We start from the raw sequence: 17599 nt of genomic DNA, 5'->3' as shown, positions 1-17599 counted from the left end.
GGTCTTTGTCCATGCTGATATCAAAGTTAGTAATTATTGAATTATTTACAAAAGTACAAATGTACGACCATTAATAAACCTCTCTTCAGGGTCCTGTTTTCGTTTTTAATTTTTACTTTTGCGCGAAACATGCAGGCTGTTCAAGCGGCCGTTTCAATATACGATCCAATGAACGATTTAACACTAAGAGACCTCCAGCAACGGGTAGACGACTGGATCAAGACGTACGGCGTGCGTTACTTCAGCGAATTGACCAATATGGCGATTTTGACGGAAGAGGTCGGCGAGGTCGCTCGTATTATCGCCCGTAAGTATGGTGATCAATCGTTTAAAGAGAGCGACAAGACGCGTCATTTGGCCGATGAGATGGCCGATGTGTTATGGGTGCTCGCCTGTCTGGCCAATCAGACGGGAGTCGACCTGACGGATGCTTTCGAAAGGAACCTGCGCAAAAAAACGGAGCGAGACTCCGAACGACATAAGAACAATCAGAAACTAAAAGAATAACGTAAAATGGAAGAACATGAACACGGGCATGCCTGCGATCATTCGCATGCCGACAAGTATCACGAATGTATAGCACGTTTCGAGCCGGCGCTTTCGGCGGATGCCGTCGCGGACAAAGTGAATCGGATCCTCGAAAAGTCTTATCAGGAGAATTTCAACAGCCAAACACTGAAACGGGTCTACGGATGGATCGATCTGACGACCTTGACCACCCTCGACACGAAAGAAACCGTTTGGCAGATGGTCGAAAAAGTAAATGCTTTCGAAGGAATCTCGCCCGACATGTCGAACGTGGCGGCGATCTGCACTTATCCGGTGTTTACCGCGACGGTCAAGCAGGCCCTGACGGCGCAGGACGTGAAAATCGCTGCCGTATCGGCCGGCTTCCCCTCATCGCAGACCTTCCCGGAAGTAAAAGTGGCCGAAACAGCCATGGCCGTGATGGCCGGTGCCGACGAAATCGATATCGTCATGAATCTAGGTTGCCTGATGGAAGACGCTTATGAAGAAGTAGCCGACGAAATCGCCGAGATCAAAGATGCCTGCCGCGACGCCAAGCTGAAAGTCATCCTCGAAACAGGAGCCTTGTCGACCCCGGACAACATACGCCGGGCTACGATCCTCGCTCTTTATTCGGGCGCCGACTTCATTAAGACGTCGACGGGAAAAGGCTACCCCGGCGCCACGCTCGAAGCCGTATACACCATTTGCCGCGTGATCAAACAATACCACAAACTGAGCGGACGGAAGGTGGGCGTCAAAGTCTCGGGCGGCATACGCTCGGCCGAAGACGCGGTGAAGTATTACACGATCGTAAAAGAACTGCTGGGCGACGAGTGGCTGACGAAAGAATACTTCCGCATCGGCGCCAGCAGCCTTGTGGCCGATATCGAACACCGGCTGGGAATCGCCTCGCGCTAATATCGAAAGACCCCTCCGCCCAGAAACTCGCGCAGAAGCGAAGTCACGGGCAATTCTTCGAGCGGGATATAGTTAAAGTAGCGCAGGAACCGCAACAACCGATACGCCTCGGCGCTCTCCGCGTCTTTTTCGCGGATCTCGCTGAGGATCGGTTCCGCGAACTTACGCAATACGGCCAGCTCGTAAATCATGGCGCTGTTGAACATCGCGTCGGCATTCTCCTGATACGGAAAGACCCATTTGTCTTCTCCGCGGCGCACTTTCGGCCACATAGCGATCGTTTCGCGCGCCGAGTAGCCGCGTGAGCGATAGTCACGCACGATGCGTCGCAGCAAGCGGTTGTCGGTCGTGGGAATCCAGTTGTGGCCGTCGAGCGAGATGGTCGTCAAAGCCGAGACATATATGCGGTAAATATTTTCGGGCGGGATGTGTGACGTCAGTTCCGGATTCAACCCGTGAATTCCTTCAAGAATCAGGACGGAATTCTTCTGCATCTGCAATCGGTCTCCGCGGAACACGCGCATCCCCTGCTCGAAGTCGAACGAAGGAATCTCGATTTCCTCTCCGGCAATCAGCTTGCGCAAATCGCGGTGAAAATAGGGCAGGTCGATCGCGTAGAGCGACTCGAAGTCATACCCTCCCTCGTCGTCTTTCGGGGTATCTTCGCGATTCACGTAATAGTCGTCGAGCGATACGCCCACCGGATGCAGCAGGTTGGTGATGAGCTGCACCTCAAGGCGCTTGCAGAAAGTCGTTTTACCCGAAGAAGACGGTCCGGAGATCAGGACTACCCGCACGCCGTCGTCATAGCGCGAAGCAATTTCTTCGGCGATGTGCGCGATCTGTTTCTCCTGCATGGCTTCGGAGACCATCACAATCTTCCGGGCATCTCCCATGGCGATGGCGCGGTTCAGATCGCCCACGTAATTCACGCCGATGGTGCGTTGCAGCTCCAGATGCTCTTTATAGGCGTGAAACATTTTATCTTGACGCACCACGGGGTAAAGCTCGTGTACGTTCGTGCGCTGCGGGATCTGCAACAGTATACCGTCGGAGTAGGGCACCAGATCGAACAGATGGATGTATCCCGACGAGGGTACGAGGCTGCCGTAAAAATAATCGATATATCCATCCAGTTCGTAGTAGGAAGTGTAAGCCATGCCGGCCGTCTCGATCAGTAGGGCGCGGTCGTTCATACCTCGTTCGTAGAACGTCGCCATCGCGTCGGACGTACGTACATTGCGCATCTTGAAGGGTAGATCGGCGTCGATCAACTCCTGCATCCGCCGTTTAATTTGTTCAACATCTTCCTGAGTCAGTTTGCGGCGGTTCTCGAAGGCGCAATAAAACCCTTTCGATACGGGATGCTCAAGATTAAACGGTGTATCGGGATACAGATCGTATACGGCCTTGACGAGGATAAAACAAAGCGAACGAAGATAGATGCGGTACCCGGACGAGTGCGTGTAATCTACGAAATCAATATCTTTCGGATTCCAGCAACGGTATGTCAGGCTTTCGACTCGATTATTGACTCTCGCTCCCAAAGGGCGGTATCGTAAAGGCGCTCCTACCATAGCGTAAATCTCACTTAATGATGAGCCGATGGGCACCTCCTTGTATAAGTCGTTGTTTTTGCAGTAGACGGTGATTGATTCTTTATCTGTTTTTGTCATAATTCCATTTTTTTGTATTTTTGTCCGCAAAGTAACAAAAAAAATTATATACGTCAATTTTCTATGGACTATTCTTTTTTGGACTTTCTGACACTTGTCGGCTCGCTGGGGATGTTCCTCTACGGAATGAAAACGATGAGTGAAGGCCTTCAGAAAGTAGCCGGAGACAAACTCAGAAACATTCTTTCCGTGATGACCACGAACCGCTTTACGGGGGTTTTGACAGGTCTGCTTATCACCGCCATGATTCAGTCGTCGAGTGCTACGACGGTCATGGTCGTCAGCTTCGTCAATGCGGGATTGCTTACATTGGGACAATCCATCAGCGTCATCATGGGAGCCAATGTCGGAACGACCATCACGGCGTGGGTCATCTCGATCTTCGGATTCAAGGTCGACATCAGCATCCTCTCGCTACCCCTCATCGGCGTGGCCATCCCGCTCATGTTCGCCAAAAAGAGCAGCCGGAAATCATGGGGAGAGTTTATTCTCGGCTTCGCCTTCCTCTTCCTTGGACTGGCTTACCTGAAAGAGTCCGTTCCCGACCTGCAAAACAATCCTGAGGTCCTTTCGTTTATTCGGGACTACACCTCGATGGGGTATGGTTCATTGTTGCTCTTTATGCTTTTAGGCTCGGTACTTACGGTGATTGTGCAGTCGTCGAGCGCTACGGTCGCCATTACGCTGATCATGTGTACGCAGGGATGGATTCCGTTCGAAATGGCCGCGGCCATGGTACTGGGCGAAAACATCGGGACGACGATTACCGCCAACATCGCCGCGATCTCAGCCAATACGTCAGCCCGCCGCGCGGCCCTGGCGCATTTGATGTTCAACTTGTTCGGAGTCTGCTGGATGCTGCTCCTCTTCTACCCATTCTCCGATATGGTAGCCCAAATCGTTACGAAATTCGGCCCGGGCGATCCGCACGAAATAACGAATTTCATCAGCACGCTCGATCCGGAAACCGTCAAGCAGATTACTTCGGGCGAGGAATTAACAGACCCCAAGCTAATTGCGCTGCAAAACCACCTGTTTTCATTGCAAGTATCCGTATCGTACGGACTGTCCCTCTTCCACACGTTGTTCAATCTGTGCAACATCGCCGTCATGATTTGGTTTACCAACATGTACGTCCGTATCTGCTCGGCCATCATCAAATCGCCGCGTGAGACCGAAGAAGAAGAATTCCAGCTCAAATATATCTCGTCCGGAATGCTCTCCACCTCCGAGCTCTCGCTCGTGCAGGCTAAAAAGGAGATGGCCGTCTACGGACAGCGTGTCTACCGGATGATGGGAATGGTCAAAGAACTGCTGTACGAAACGGACGACGAGAAGTTCCTGGCAACGTTTAACCGCATCGAGAAATACGAGCAGATCAGCGACCGTATGGAGGTCGAAATTGCGGACTACCTGACCCGTGTGCTCGAAGGCCGACTCAGTGCCGAAGGAAAGAATAACATCCGCGTGATGCTGCGCGCCGTGTCCGAAATCGAAAGTGTCGCCGACTCATGCAACAACATCGCGAAAACCATCAAACGGCGGAACGACGCGAAAGGTCACTTTACCGACGAACAGAATCATAACATTGAACACATGCTGGCTCTGACCGATTCCGCGATCGTTCACATGAACGACATCTTGCACCGTCAGACCGGCACCCGTGAAGACGTGGCGCTCTCGTACAATCTGGAAAACGAAATCAACTCATACCGGAATCTGCTGAAGAATAACAATATCGATAATATCGACAATAAGTTGTATAAGTATTCCGACGCGATCTTCTATATGGATATTATTTCCGAATGTGAAAAGTTGGGAGATTATGTCCTGAATGTGGTACAGGCTATGATTGAAAAGAAATTATGATACGACGAACATTTCTGGATGCCAATTTCCTGTTGCAGACCGATACGGCTGCTGAGCTTTTTCGTAAACATGCCGAAAAACTGCCGATTATAGACTATCATTGTCACCTTGATCCCAAGATGATCGCCCGGAACTACCAGTTTGCCGACCTGACCGAAATCTGGCTGTCTGGCGACCACTACAAGTGGCGCGCCATGCGTGCCAACGGAGTGCCCGAAGAGTACATCACCGGCAATAAAACATCGTACGAGAAGTTCGAGAAATGGGCGGAAACCTTACCTTACACAATGCGAAACCCGCTCTATCACTGGACCCACATGGAGCTGAACCGCATCTTCGGGATTCAGGAAACCTTGAAACTTTCGAACGCACGCCATATCTACGAAGAGTGTACGGCTAAGCTCCAGACACCCGAATACCGTCCGCAAGCGATTATGCGACGGATGCGTGTCGAAGTCGTGGCCACGACCGACGATCCGGTCGATACGCTTGAATATCACCGCGAGATCCGTGAAAACAGTTTCGGGGTCAAAGTACTGCCCACATGGAGACCCGATAAAGCGATGGCCATCGGAAACCCGAAGACGTATAACGAGTACCTCGACAAGCTGTCGGCCGCAGCCGATCAGTCCATCGGCTCCTACAAAGAACTTATCGACGCGTTGCAAAAACGACACGTTCATTTCGAGCGCGAAGGCTGCGCGCTGTCCGATCACGGGCTGACAACTTTCTACGCCGAACCCTATACCGATGCCGAGATCGAAACGATCTTCGGGAAGGTACGTGCCGGACAGACGGTCGGTAAAGACGAACATGATCGCTTCTGCTCGGCCCTGCTGTACGATCTGGCGGTGATGGACAGCCGCTCCGGGTGGGTACAGCAGTTCCATATCGGAGCCATACGCAACAACAATGCCCGCATGTTCAAGAAGATTGGGCCTGATACGGGCTTCGATTCGATGGATGATGTAACGATTGCCGCCCCGATGAACCGCTTTTTCAGTCGCCTCGACGAAGAAGGACATCTCGCGAAGACGATCGTGTATAACCTCAATCCGCGCGACAATGATTTGATCGTAAGCAATCTTTATAATTTCAACGATGGCTCCGTGGCCGGCAAGATGCAATACGGAGCGGCATGGTGGTTTCTCGATCAATACAAGGGCATCGAGGATCAGTTGAACAGCCTGTCGTCACTCGGTCTGTTAAGCCGTTTTGTAGGTATGCTGACCGACTCGCGCAGCTTCCTGTCGTATCCGCGTCACGAATATTTCCGTCGTATTTTGTGCAATATCATCGGGAACGAGGTGGAACGCGGTATCTTACCAGCATCCGAAATTTCGTTTATCAATCAGATGGTCGAGGATATCTGCTATTACAATGCCAAGCGTTACTTCGACTGGTAAACGCGGAGACTTCTTCGTTGCTGCTTCATGTGATTATTTTGATCCCGCTTCCCCGATTCGGCGTTAATCATTATCTTTGCCCCCCAGTTTAGGTTTTAAATAATAAGCAATATGTCGACAAAGATCAAATGTATCGGTTTATTGACCTCCGGGGGAGACGCTCCCGGTATGAATGCGGCCATTCGCGCGGTGACACGCGCCGCGATTTATAACGGAATGGCGGTAAAAGGGATTTACAGAGGATATAAAGGATTGATCACAAACGAGATCGAAGACTTCAAGACGCAGAGCGTCAGCAATATCATACAACGTGGCGGGACAATTTTGAAGACAGCCCGCTGCGCCGAGTTTCAGACACCCGAAGGACGCAAGCTGGCGCACGACGTCATACTTCAGCACGGCATCAACGCTTTGATTGTCATCGGTGGAGATGGAAGCCTTCGCGGTGCCCGCGACTTCGCGCAGGAATACGATTTCCCCATTATCGGTCTGCCGGGAACGATCGACAACGACCTGAACGGAACGGACACGACGATCGGCTATGATACGGCGCTGAATACGATTATGGAATGCGTCGATAAGATACGGGACACGGCATCGTCGCACGAGCGTTTGTTCTTTGTCGAGGTGATGGGGCGTGACGCGGGATTTCTGGCGCTGAACGGCGCGATCGCGTCAGGCGCGGAGGCCGCGATTATTCCGGAAATCTCCCTGAAGAAAGACCAATTGGCCGAAATGATCGGGATGGGGTTCCGGAAATCGAAGAACAGCAGCATCGTGCTGGTGGCTGAGAGCGAGGTGACAGGCGGCGCCATGGGCGTGGCCGAACGCGTAAAAAAACAATATCCCGAGTTCGATGTGCGTGTCTCGATTCTCGGACATTTGCAGCGCGGAGGCTCACCGACGGCGCAGGATCGTATCTTGTCTACCCGTATGGGAGTGGCTGCCGTCGATGCGCTGATCGAAGGACAACGAAATGCTATGGTCGGTATTCAGGATGAAGAGTTGACGCTGGTACCTTTTGTGAAGGCCATCAAAAAAGACAAACCGATTAACCGCGATCTGCTGAACGTGCTTCGGATCGTTTCAACCTAACATAATCGGAAACCGTTGCGGCGGTTCCCGAAATCAGATCTACATACGGCAGAAGAGGATCGCATCAGCCAGCCCTCTTCTGCCGTTTTGATTGAAGGAGCTTCGTTCACTCGCGCAATCCTTGTAAGGGAAAACAAAATTGGCGAGATCGGACAATCTCCGCTTCATTTTATCGGCTTAGCTTTGCAGGCGGAAAACAAAGAAAAGGCAATGAAACAGGACACCGAGGAGTTCTATCAGGAAACGGCGAACCGTATCATGGATTTCGTCCATACGAATCTGCATGAGCCTTTGTCGACGGAGCAGATTGCAGTGGAGCTGAATCTATCGCAAAGGCAGCTCTCACGCATAGTCTATTCCGTCTTCGGCGAATCCCTATCGACTTATATCGTTCGTGAGAGACTGGAGAAAGCCGTTTTGTATATGCAGATGCAAACACAAACGCTCACCGAACTCTCCGAAAAGGTCGGTTACGATAATCCGCAGTCCTTTTCAAAAGCCTTCAAAAAGCATTTCGGTATTGCGCCTAAAACCTATCTTGCGCGATTGGAGGAATACTTACAGGTCTTCCGCAACGAAGGCAAGGTGATCTCTTTTCCGGCCGAGGTCGTTGATTTCGAGGGCTTGGACTTGGCGTATATCCGCATCGCAGGCAGATATGGGGCAGCCGAAGCTTACAGAACAGGCTGGAAGAAACTCTTACAATACCTGTCAGACCGTCGGGAACTGAACGAAACGACCCGCTTTATTGGATTAAGTTTCGACGATCCGAATGTAACCGCGGCCGAATACTGCCGGTTTTATGCCTGTGCTTCCGTTTCCAATTTGCTGCCTCCCCACGGAGAAATCGGGAGGCTCTTCCTGCCTGCGGGTAGATACGCCGTCTATACATTGCGAGGCTCTTACAGCGATTTGCAAGCGGCTTACAACGAAATCACGGCCAACATCCCTTATCCGATTCGTTTTGCCATGCCTTTTGAGGAATATATCGATTACTCAGAGGAAAATCCCGAATCGGGCAGCACTAAAATTTATCTTCCGATCAAACGTTAAAATAGATAGACCTCATGGCACGACCGACAACAAAAGAAGACCTGCTTCAGGCAAGCCAACGTAATTTTGAAAAACTCTTCGATCTCATCACATCGATGACAAGGGAAGAACAGGAGATGACCTTCGCTTTCGACGATCGCGATCGCAACATCCGCGATGTATTGGCTCATCTCTACGAGTGGCACCGGCTTCTGCTCAACTGGGTAAAACGCAATACGGCCGGCGAAAGTGTGACTTTCCTACCCGAACCCTACAACTGGCGTACCTACCCTCAGATGAACCTCGAGTTCTGGAAAAAGCATCAAGCCACCGCCTTGGATCAAGCCACGGAAATGCTTTTGGAAAGCCACGCACAGGTGATGGCCTTGATCGAGACTTTCAGCAACGAAGCCTTATTCCGAAAAGACGCTTTTACCTGGACGGGCAGTACGACGCTGGGCAGTTATTGTGTTTCGGCCACGTCGAGCCATTATGATTGGGCGATAAAGAAAATCTGCAAACATAAAAAGACAGCAGGTACTGTTGCACCTTAACCCAGGCTTTCAGCCCTCCCGATGGAGCACGTCCTTTTTCCCCAACGCTCCGCTTCGCTACACATTGGGCTGAATTAATCCGCCCCTGCGGGGCTGTTTTTCAATGGTTATTTTCCGGGTACATGGTTTGGCGGGTACCGGGCATTCCCCCTTTAAAGGAATGACATCCCCCTTCGCTTCGCTCTTCCCCCTTTGAAGGGGGGGGGATGTTCATATCCACGCCATCGCGGGCAAACACAAGGTTCGCCCGCTACGCGGCATACCGAACGCTGAACACTGACTGCTGACTGACAACTCAACAATTAAACAACTCAACGAATCAACGCCCGAAGGGCATAACCATTAACAATTAATTATTTTATTCCGAACATGGTGAGGAATCTCACCCGGAAAAGAAAGATTCATCGCTCATGCTCCGATTTCAAAAAAGATGCATATCTTTGGCGCTATAATTTATGGTGAAATATCTTTTTTAGCGGAGGAGATAGACTATCGGATCGCCTATATAAATTGAAAAAAACATACAGATGAAAAATCAAACAATTCCTTTCAAAGCTATGCTAATCTTGGCAGGATTACTTGTTCTGTCCGGCTGTGGGCAAGATGATGAAACGCCGATGAAGCATGCGAAAAAATTCGTCGTTGATAAAATCTATGATTCCAATCACAATCTTGTGGCGGAATATTTTTACGACAATGACAACAATCTGATTAAAAAGTCAGTGACCGAACGTTTGAGACAGCCGGAGCCTCCCGAATGGGCTGCGTATACGGATGAATTTGAATACCAGCATGGTCGTGTATCGAAAATTATCCGCAAAGACGTATCATACAATGAATTCAACCATGAGACGCATGTTATTTACAACGATGAAGGAAAAATTATCCGAACCGAAGTATACAAAGAGGGGCAACAGCTATCATCGAAATCCGATTATCGATACAAAGACGGACTTCTTATCGGAATAATGAATTACAGACTGGGTACTATGACGTATACGGATACCATATTGTACAATCGATCAGGAAACGTAACGAAATATATCTACGAAACTCCCGAACAAACTTTAGAAGGCCCCATACTTGGAACCAAAAAGACACATACGGAAACATTCGTTTATGATCATCATCCGAAGCCGAACTTTAATCTCGACTACCTTTTTATTTATGATCCGCTCCCTTTTCTTAGAGAAGCTCAATTACAACGTCTATTATCCGTGAATAATATGACAGAAGCCAGAGGTACTCAATGGAAATATACCTATAACGAACACGGACTGCCTGCTACGATAGAAGTTAAATGGAAAGATGGGGAATCTACGATGCTATTAAGGATAACATATAAAGAGATAAAGCGGAAAGGCGGATCGTAAGAAACAAGGACAACGCTTTCGACGATGATCACGCCGGCAGTCGTTTTTTCCCCTTCTCCGTTTTGTGTAAACACATGAAAAGATTTACTTTTGTGCTGTTTTATCAGCAATAAACGGGTCAGAGTTGAAAGAAGTTTCGTTCATACGGCAAAACATCGCCAAGTGGCAAGGTCTGGAGCAGGTGGTCGCATCCGCCGATACGCAGGACCCGGGACGCCTTGCCGACGCGTATACGGAAATCACGACCGATCTTTCCTTCTCACGCAGCCATTATCCGCGGTCGCGCATCACGACTTATCTGAACAATCTGGCATTGGCGCTTCACAACGCGCTGTATAAAAACAAGAAAGAGAAACGGTCGCGCATACTGCTCTTTTGGAAAGAAGAGCTTCCGCTCGTGATGTACGAATCGCGGCGCGAACTGCTCTATTCGTTTCTGGTATTCCTGTGTAGTGCGCTGATCGGAGCCTTCTCCGCGCTTTACGACGATACGTTTGTGCGACTGATTCTAGGCAACGCATACGTCGATATGACGCTCGACAACATCCGCAACGGCACTCCGATGGCCGTCTATGACAGTCACGGCGAACTGGGGATGTTTTTGGCCATTACGTCGAATAATATCTATGTCTCGTTCCGGGTGTTTGTCTCCGGACTGCTCACCGGGCTGGGTACGGGGATGATGCTTCTCTACAACGGTGTGATGGTCGGGGCATTTCAGACGTTCTTTTTTCAGCAGGGAGTAGGGACGGAGTCGCTTCTCTCGATCTGGCTTCACGGCGCGCTGGAGATTTCGTCGATCGTCGTGGCGGGCGCCGCCGGCTTCGCGATGGGTAACGGATGGTTGTTTCCGGGTACTTATCCGCGTGGATATGCTTTCCGGCAAGGCGCCAAAAGGGGGTTGAAGATCGCCGTGGGACTCGTTCCGATGTTTATCATCGCCGGATTTATCGAGAGCTTTCTGACGCGGCACACGGAGTTGCCCGATGTGTTGCGGGCCGCATTTATTCTGCTCTCGTTCGCCTGTGCGATCGTTTATTTCGTGATTTATCCCCGCACGGTATGGAAGAACAAACATGATACATTATCAGACAATGGAATACACCAATCCTAAAATTCGTTACTATCGGGTACGTACCTTCAGCGAGAAGCTGAACATCACCTTCGATTACCTTCGCGAGAACTGGCGTGTCATCCTCCGTTTCTCGCTTTACCTGCTTCTGCCCTTGTGCATTTTTCAGGCTTTTGCCCTCAATTCGTATGTATCGACCTATATGGAGTTGATGAAGGACCCGGGCGATGCGAAAGATATTGTGATACGTTTTGCTCTTCAAGGCGGCACGTATGCTCTTTTCTCCATGATAGGCAATATGATCCTGTCATCCTTTATCTATGGCTTGATGTATGTATATAATCACCGTACCGAACGACTTACAGGGCTGACGTTCGCCGAATTTAAGGGAACCTTCCTTCGGTTTCTGGGCAAATGCTTCCGGCTTGCCTTGTTTTATAGCGCCATCATGATTCTGGTGGGAGGACTCATCGGCGGTCTTGCGGCATGGTCGCTTTGGACACTTGTGGTTACCCTCCTTTTGTTTGCCGTCGGCATTCTAATCGTTATATCGCCGATTATGCTCTTCACTCCAATGTATCTCTTTGAAGACCGTCCTTTCTTCGAGACCTTGCAGCGGGCGTTTCGCTACGGCATGTCGTTTTGGTTCGAAATATTCGGCATCCTTTTTATCTTCGGGCTGATCGGAGGTATTATCAGTACCCTAACCAATCTGCCGTGGTATATGGTTTTTGTCGTATCTCAGCTGTTCACCCTTACCTCGCCCGAATCGGGCATCGATCAGTCGCTTGGGTATCAATTGCTCATTTATGTGCTGGGGATTATCCAGTCGTACGGTTATTATATCGCGCAGATTGTAGGGGTGGTTGGGCTTGCATTCGAGTATTTCCATATTCGTGAGAAACGCGAGGGGGTCACGGTCGAATCGGAAATCTCCAATTTTGCCAACCTGTAACGCGTGAGCATGCTTCACCCCGCCGACACGATACGGTACAATACCGCCAAGATCGCCGAATATCAGGCTGACGCGCGCTACGATTATAACAGTCAGCTGCAAATGTCGGATGTCGGTCTGACGGATATCATCCGGCAGTGGCTGGCGCATATCCTGCGCCGCCTACTGCGCAATGCCGCGGACGAAACCATCTATTCCTTAACCGGATGGATACTCATCGGCCTTATCATACTTATCATCGCGCTCGTCGTTTATTTTATCTGGAAGAAGCATCCTTCTTTGTTTACGCGCGAAAAGAAGATGCCGGGTCTTCCTTACGACGTGGAAGAGGAAAACATTTACGGTGTCGATTTTGAGAAAGAGCTGTCGGAGGCTTTGGCTTCGAACGACTTCCGGTCGGCCGTTCGTATCATATACTTGCAGACCCTGCGTTTTCTGGCCGATAAGGAATGGATCGACTGGCGCATTTTCAAGACACCTACCGAATATCTGTACGAATTAAAGCCGGTTGTGCTTCGACCGGCGTTTCGCGATTTCACGAATCGTTTTTTGCAGGTACGATACGGTAGTTATCAGGCTACGCCGGAGCTGTTTGACGCGATGCGCGAGCTACAACGGCAGATCCGGGAAGGAGGGAAAGAGCATGAAGGGGAGTAAACTCTATTTCGTGATACTCGGCGTATTTACGGTGCTGGCTTTTGTGTTCCAGTACTATTCTCCCAAGCCGTTCCGGTGGACTCCGACGTTTTACCACAACGATCGCCAGCCTTTCGGATGCTACGTGTTCGACGAGGTGGTCGGGACGTCGGTCGTCGCGTACGAAGTCCAAAACCGGTCGCTTTATGAAATCTATATGGCGAGTGTCGATACGTCCGGGCTGTGGGAGGAAGAGAGCGATTCCTTAATGGAGGATGAAACGTTTTCGATGGAAGAGATAGAAGCATATTTTGAAGAAGACGTATCGGATAACGAGTTCGACAGCATCGACTTGAACGAGGAAGACAGCATTTTCTCCGCATGGGATGCGGAGGAAGAAGGCATCGATTTACCGGAGCCGGAGCTGCTGCCCGAAGCGGAGCGACGCGCGATCCTCGTAGTCGAAGAAGACTTGTTGATGCAGTCGATCGATGTGAAAGCGCTGTACGGTCTGCTTCGCCAAGGCAACAAGGTGATGCTTTGCGCGTCGTGGTTCTCCGACGCGTTGTGCGATTCGCTCCGGTTCCGGATCGAGTATGATGCCGTCTTTGGCCTTGCGCACTATTTCGAGCGTTCGGTCAGACAAACCCGGCAACGCGACAGCCTGTATTGGGGCGCCGACACGCTTCACGCCGAAGCGATCTATGCGGTTTATCCGCAGACCCATCCGTCTTACCTCAACACAGGCGACGATACGTTGAAGACCAAAGAACACGAGTTACCATCCGCACACGATACGCTTGTACGGCCTCGTCCGGACAAGATGCGATGCGACTCGTCCAGAGTACTCGTTTGCGACGGGCAAGGTAGGCCGGTCGCGATACAGGCGCATATCGGCGAAGGCGAACTGTTTCTGGTGACGACGCCGCTCCTCTTCACAAACTACGGCATGCTCGACGGAAATAATGCCTCGTATATCTTCCGTCTGCTTTCGTGCATGGGCTCATTACCGCTCATCCGGCTCGAATCGTACGGTTCAGGCGCGCAGGAGTCGGGCAGTCTGTTCCGCGTCTTTCTGAAGCATCCTCCGTTGCGTTGGGCTTTGTACACCGCCATGTTGACGCTTCTGCTGTTTATGTTCTTCACCGCCCGACGGCGGCAACGGGTGATCCCTGTCGTGCAGCCCCCCGCTAACGGGATGCTCCGGTTTACGCAACTGATCGGTCAGTTGTATTATCAACGGAAAGACTATAAAGAGATGGTCAAAAAGAAATATCTGTATTTCTGCACAGAAGTGAAACGGTTTCACGGGCTTGATTTGCAATCGGGCGAGCCGGCGGAAACGCTTAACGGACGTTTGGCCCGGAAAATGGGGCTACCGGCCGAAGAGCTATGGCCGGCCTTCCGCGAACTGAACGAGCTGTTGCACAACGATACACCGATTGACGAGGTGACGATGATACGCCAGATCGACCGGATCAATGAATGGAAAAACAAAATGAATTAATATGGAAGAAAGAGTAGAAACAATGGATTTGACGGGGTTTACGGAGAAAATCGGCCGGATACGCGCGGCCATGTCGTCGGTGCTGGTCGGGCAGGAGCGTACGGTCGATTTGCTGCTTACCGTGATGCTGGCCAAAGGGCATGTGCTGATCGAAGGTGTACCGGGCATCGCCAAGACGTTGATGGCACGACTGATGGCACAGCTCGTGGACGCGCGCTTCTCACGCATTCAGTTTACGCCCGACCTGATGCCGTCGGATGTGCTGGGCACGTCGATATTTAACATGAAAACGAGCGAGTTCGATTTTCATAAGGGACCGATTTTCGCCGACATCGTACTCGTCGACGAGGTGAACCGCGCTCCCGCCAAGACACAGTCCGCCCTGTTCGAGGTGATGGAAGAACGGCAAGTGACCCTCGACGGGACGACGTATAAGATGAGCCCGGTCTATACCATTCTGGCGACACAGAACCCGGTAGAGCAGGAAGGGACTTACAGACTTCCCGAAGCGCAGTTAGACCGCTTCCTGATGAAGATCACGATGCAATACCCCACGCTCGACGAGGAGGTGCGGATTCTGGAACGTCATCATGCGAACGCGCGGCTGACGTCGTTGGAGACGATCCGCCCCATCCTGACGGCCGACGAGCTGCTGCGGCTCAGCGACTGCGTCGGCAAGGTGTATGTCGAACCGTCTCTGTTGCGTTATGTGGCTGCTATCGTCCATCAGACACGCACGAGCAAGGCCGTCTATCTCGGCGCTTCGCCGCGTGCGTCGGTGGCGCTTATGCAGTCGGCCAAGGCCTTCGCGCTGTTGCAGGGACGCGACTTTATCACGCCCGAAGATGTGAAATTCATCGCTCCGTCCGTATTGCAGCATCGGCTGACGTTGACGGCCGAAGCCGAGATGGAAGGCCATACGCCGTCGAAGGTCGTACGCCGTCTGATCGAAAAAGTAGAAGTGCCGAAATAATGTACCTGAGCAAGCGGTTTTATATCTTCTGCGTGGCAGCCGTCGTCCTGTTTCTGGCGGGCTACGTCTTTCCGGTGTTATTCATGGCGGGGAAGATGTTGCTCATCGCACAGGTGCTGCTCTCGGCAGTCGATATCGCGCTCCTGTGGCGGAAGAAAGACGGAGTATATGCCGAGCGGTGGTGTGCCGCCCGTTTCTCGAACGGCGACCTCAACCCCGTACGCATCGCCGTTGAGAACCGCTATCCTTTCGCCGCACATATTGAGGTGATCGACGAATTGCCCGACGTGTTCCAGCGGCGCGATATTCTTTTCCCGCTCCATCTGGCCTCCGGCGCTCGCAAAGAGATTGTCTATCAGCTACGACCTGTGAAACGCGGCGAATATGGTTTCGGACACATCCGCCTGTTCGTTTCCACGGCGATCGGGTTCGTCGTACGCCGTATCACGGCCGGTCAGCCTGCCCAAGTCAAAGTCTATCCCTCCTACCTCATGCTGCACCGCTACGAGCTGATGGCCATCCATAACAACCTGACCGAATTAGGCATCAAACGCATCCGTCGCATCGGTCATCATACCGAGTTGGAGCATATCAAGGAATATGTGAAGGGCGACGACTACCGCACCATCAACTGGAAAGCCAGCGCGCGCCGACATCAAGTGATGGTCAACACGTATCAGGACGAACGGTCGCAACATATCTACAACATCATCGACAAGGGACGTGTCATGCAGTCGGCATTTCGGGGGATGACCCTGCTCGACTATTCGATCAATGCCGCTCTGGTACTGTCGTTCGTAGCGATCCGAAAAGAGGACAAGGCGGGGCTGATTACCTTTGCCGAGCGTTTTGAAACCTTCGTCCCCGCCGGTAAGCAGTCGTCGCAGATGCAGCTCCTGCTCGAAAACCTCTACCGCCAGCAGACCACCTTCGGCGAAAGCGATTACTCGTCGCTCTACGTGCATCTGAACAAACACGTAAGCAAACGCAGCCTGCTTATCATTTACACGAATTTCGACCGCATCATCGGGATGGAACGCCAGCTGAGCTATATGCAGCAGTTGGCGCGTCAACACGTGGTGCTGGCCATCTTCTTCGAAGATGCCGAGCTTCGCGACTTTGCCGCCCGCCGTCCGCAAAGCTCCGAAGCCTATTTCCACCAAGTAATCGCCGACCAGTTTCTCTACGAAAAACAATACGTGACGACCACGTTGCGCCGGCATGGTATCTATTCGCTCCTCACCACCCCCGAAAACCTCTCGGTCGATGTTATCAATCAATACCTTGAGATGAAAGCCAAACGCCTCCTCTAAGCCTGTCTTCCCCTTCGGGCGTTGAGGCGTTGGTTCGTTAGCAGTCAGTGGTCAGCATTCAGTCCCTCCGATGTTTAGTCGTTTAGTTGTTTGTTGTTTAGCGTCCCACTCAACAAATAAACAATTCAATATCTCAACGCCCGCAGGGCTCCACTCTTCACTATTCACTTTTCGTTTTTCGTTTTTCACTTTTCACTTTTCACTCTTCACTTTCTCTGTCAGAGCGTCAGCGATGAATCTTTTCTTCTTTCGAGGCGGGATTCCTCCCTACGTTCGGAATGACAAAAGGAGACCTCCGGAAACCGGGTATGATACGTCCGGAGAGGTATTATACCACGTTCCGAGGGGTATTTGGGTACGTTCGAAACGGTATTTGGGTACGTTCGGAGGGGGATTTAATACTGTTCGGAAATAGATTATGACCGGTTCTTATGACCGGTTCGGAACCTGATTTCGGGTGGTTCGGAGAGATATTTCGGTACGTTCGGAACGTATCGATGGGTGCTTCGGAACCTATCGACGGGTGGTTCGGAACCTATCGACGGGTGGTTCGGAACGTACCCAAATCAGGTTCGGAAATACCCGAAATGTATTTCGGAAATACCTTAAATAGGGTTCGGAAGGGTATTTAATAGGGTTCGGAACCACCCATGGATACGTTCCGAAGCAGGTGTCGGGTAGTTCGGGAACGTACCCGGAGTAGTTCCGAG

At 51.2% G+C, this 17599-nt stretch carries 15 protein-coding genes; 14 read left to right on the top strand and 1 reads right to left on the bottom strand.

Annotated features, from left to right (window positions below; genetic code table 11):
• The first annotated feature begins 168 nt into the window (after positions 1-168).
• Both EII41_RS11430 and deoC read left to right on the top strand, forming a co-directional pair.
• A complete protein-coding gene (locus EII41_RS11430; RefSeq protein WP_124752665.1) occupies positions 169-507 on the top strand; it encodes a nucleotide pyrophosphohydrolase in 339 nt (112 codons plus the stop codon).
• A 6-nt stretch (positions 508-513) separates the two neighbouring features.
• Positions 514-1428, top strand: a complete 915-nt coding sequence (deoC, locus tag EII41_RS11425; RefSeq protein ID WP_124752664.1) for a deoxyribose-phosphate aldolase — start codon at positions 514-516, stop codon at positions 1426-1428.
• Here deoC and EII41_RS11420 read toward each other — a convergent pair.
• Positions 1425-3104, bottom strand: coding sequence for a nucleoside kinase (locus EII41_RS11420; RefSeq protein WP_124752663.1), 1680 nt, complete (start codon positions 3102-3104; stop codon positions 1425-1427). The genes deoC and EII41_RS11420 overlap by 4 nt on opposite strands.
• 63 nt (positions 3105-3167) lie before the next feature.
• On the opposite strand from EII41_RS11420, the gene EII41_RS11415 reads away from it, so the two are divergent.
• The 12 genes from EII41_RS11415 to EII41_RS11360 all read left to right on the top strand — a co-directional run bounded on the left by EII41_RS11415 (position 3168) and on the right by EII41_RS11360 (position 16889).
• Entirely contained in the window at positions 3168-4973 is a 1806-nt protein-coding gene (locus EII41_RS11415; RefSeq protein ID WP_124752662.1) for a Na/Pi cotransporter family protein, read from the top strand.
• Entirely contained in the window at positions 4970-6379 is a 1410-nt protein-coding gene (gene uxaC / locus EII41_RS11410; RefSeq protein ID WP_124752661.1) for a glucuronate isomerase, read from the top strand. The genes EII41_RS11415 and uxaC overlap by 4 nt, the downstream gene beginning before the upstream one ends.
• A 111-nt stretch (positions 6380-6490) precedes the next feature.
• Positions 6491-7474, top strand: coding sequence for a 6-phosphofructokinase (gene pfkA / locus EII41_RS11405; RefSeq protein WP_124790691.1), 984 nt, complete (start codon positions 6491-6493; stop codon positions 7472-7474).
• Positions 7475-7684: 210 nt separating this feature from the next.
• Positions 7685-8527 (top strand): GyrI-like domain-containing protein, encoded by an 843-nt coding sequence (locus EII41_RS11400; protein ID WP_124790690.1) that lies wholly within the window; start codon positions 7685-7687, stop codon positions 8525-8527.
• Positions 8528-8541: 14 nt separating this feature from the next.
• Positions 8542-9060 (top strand): ClbS/DfsB family four-helix bundle protein, encoded by a 519-nt coding sequence (locus tag EII41_RS11395; protein WP_124790689.1) that lies wholly within the window; start codon positions 8542-8544, stop codon positions 9058-9060.
• 527 nt (positions 9061-9587) lie between these two features.
• Positions 9588-10433, top strand: coding sequence for a hypothetical protein (locus EII41_RS11390; RefSeq protein ID WP_124790688.1), 846 nt, complete (start codon positions 9588-9590; stop codon positions 10431-10433).
• Positions 10434-10557: 124 nt separating this feature from the next.
• Complete coding sequence (locus EII41_RS11385; protein WP_124790687.1) at positions 10558-11547, top strand: stage II sporulation protein M; 990 nt, start codon at positions 10558-10560, stop codon at positions 11545-11547.
• Positions 11510-12460, top strand: coding sequence for a hypothetical protein (locus EII41_RS11380; RefSeq protein WP_124790686.1), 951 nt, complete (start codon positions 11510-11512; stop codon positions 12458-12460). The genes EII41_RS11385 and EII41_RS11380 overlap by 38 nt, the downstream gene beginning before the upstream one ends.
• Positions 12461-12469: 9 nt before the next feature.
• Complete coding sequence (locus tag EII41_RS11375) at positions 12470-13117, top strand: DUF4129 domain-containing protein (protein WP_124790685.1); 648 nt, start codon at positions 12470-12472, stop codon at positions 13115-13117.
• Complete coding sequence (locus EII41_RS11370; protein WP_124790684.1) at positions 13104-14603, top strand: DUF4350 domain-containing protein; 1500 nt, start codon at positions 13104-13106, stop codon at positions 14601-14603. The genes EII41_RS11375 and EII41_RS11370 overlap by 14 nt, the downstream gene beginning before the upstream one ends.
• 1 nt (position 14604) lies before the next feature.
• Positions 14605-15576, top strand: a complete 972-nt coding sequence (locus tag EII41_RS11365; RefSeq protein WP_124790683.1) for an AAA family ATPase — start codon at positions 14605-14607, stop codon at positions 15574-15576.
• Positions 15576-16889, top strand: a complete 1314-nt coding sequence (locus EII41_RS11360; RefSeq protein WP_124790682.1) for a DUF58 domain-containing protein — start codon at positions 15576-15578, stop codon at positions 16887-16889. The genes EII41_RS11365 and EII41_RS11360 overlap by 1 nt, the downstream gene beginning before the upstream one ends.
• The last annotated feature ends 710 nt before the right edge of the window (positions 16890-17599 follow it).

Source organism: Tannerella forsythia, assembly GCF_003860135.1.
Lineage (GTDB): Bacteria > Bacteroidota > Bacteroidia > Bacteroidales > Tannerellaceae > Tannerella > Tannerella forsythia_A.
The sequence above is the reverse complement of the archived record's forward strand: the minus strand, read 5'-3'. Positions and strand labels throughout refer to the sequence as shown.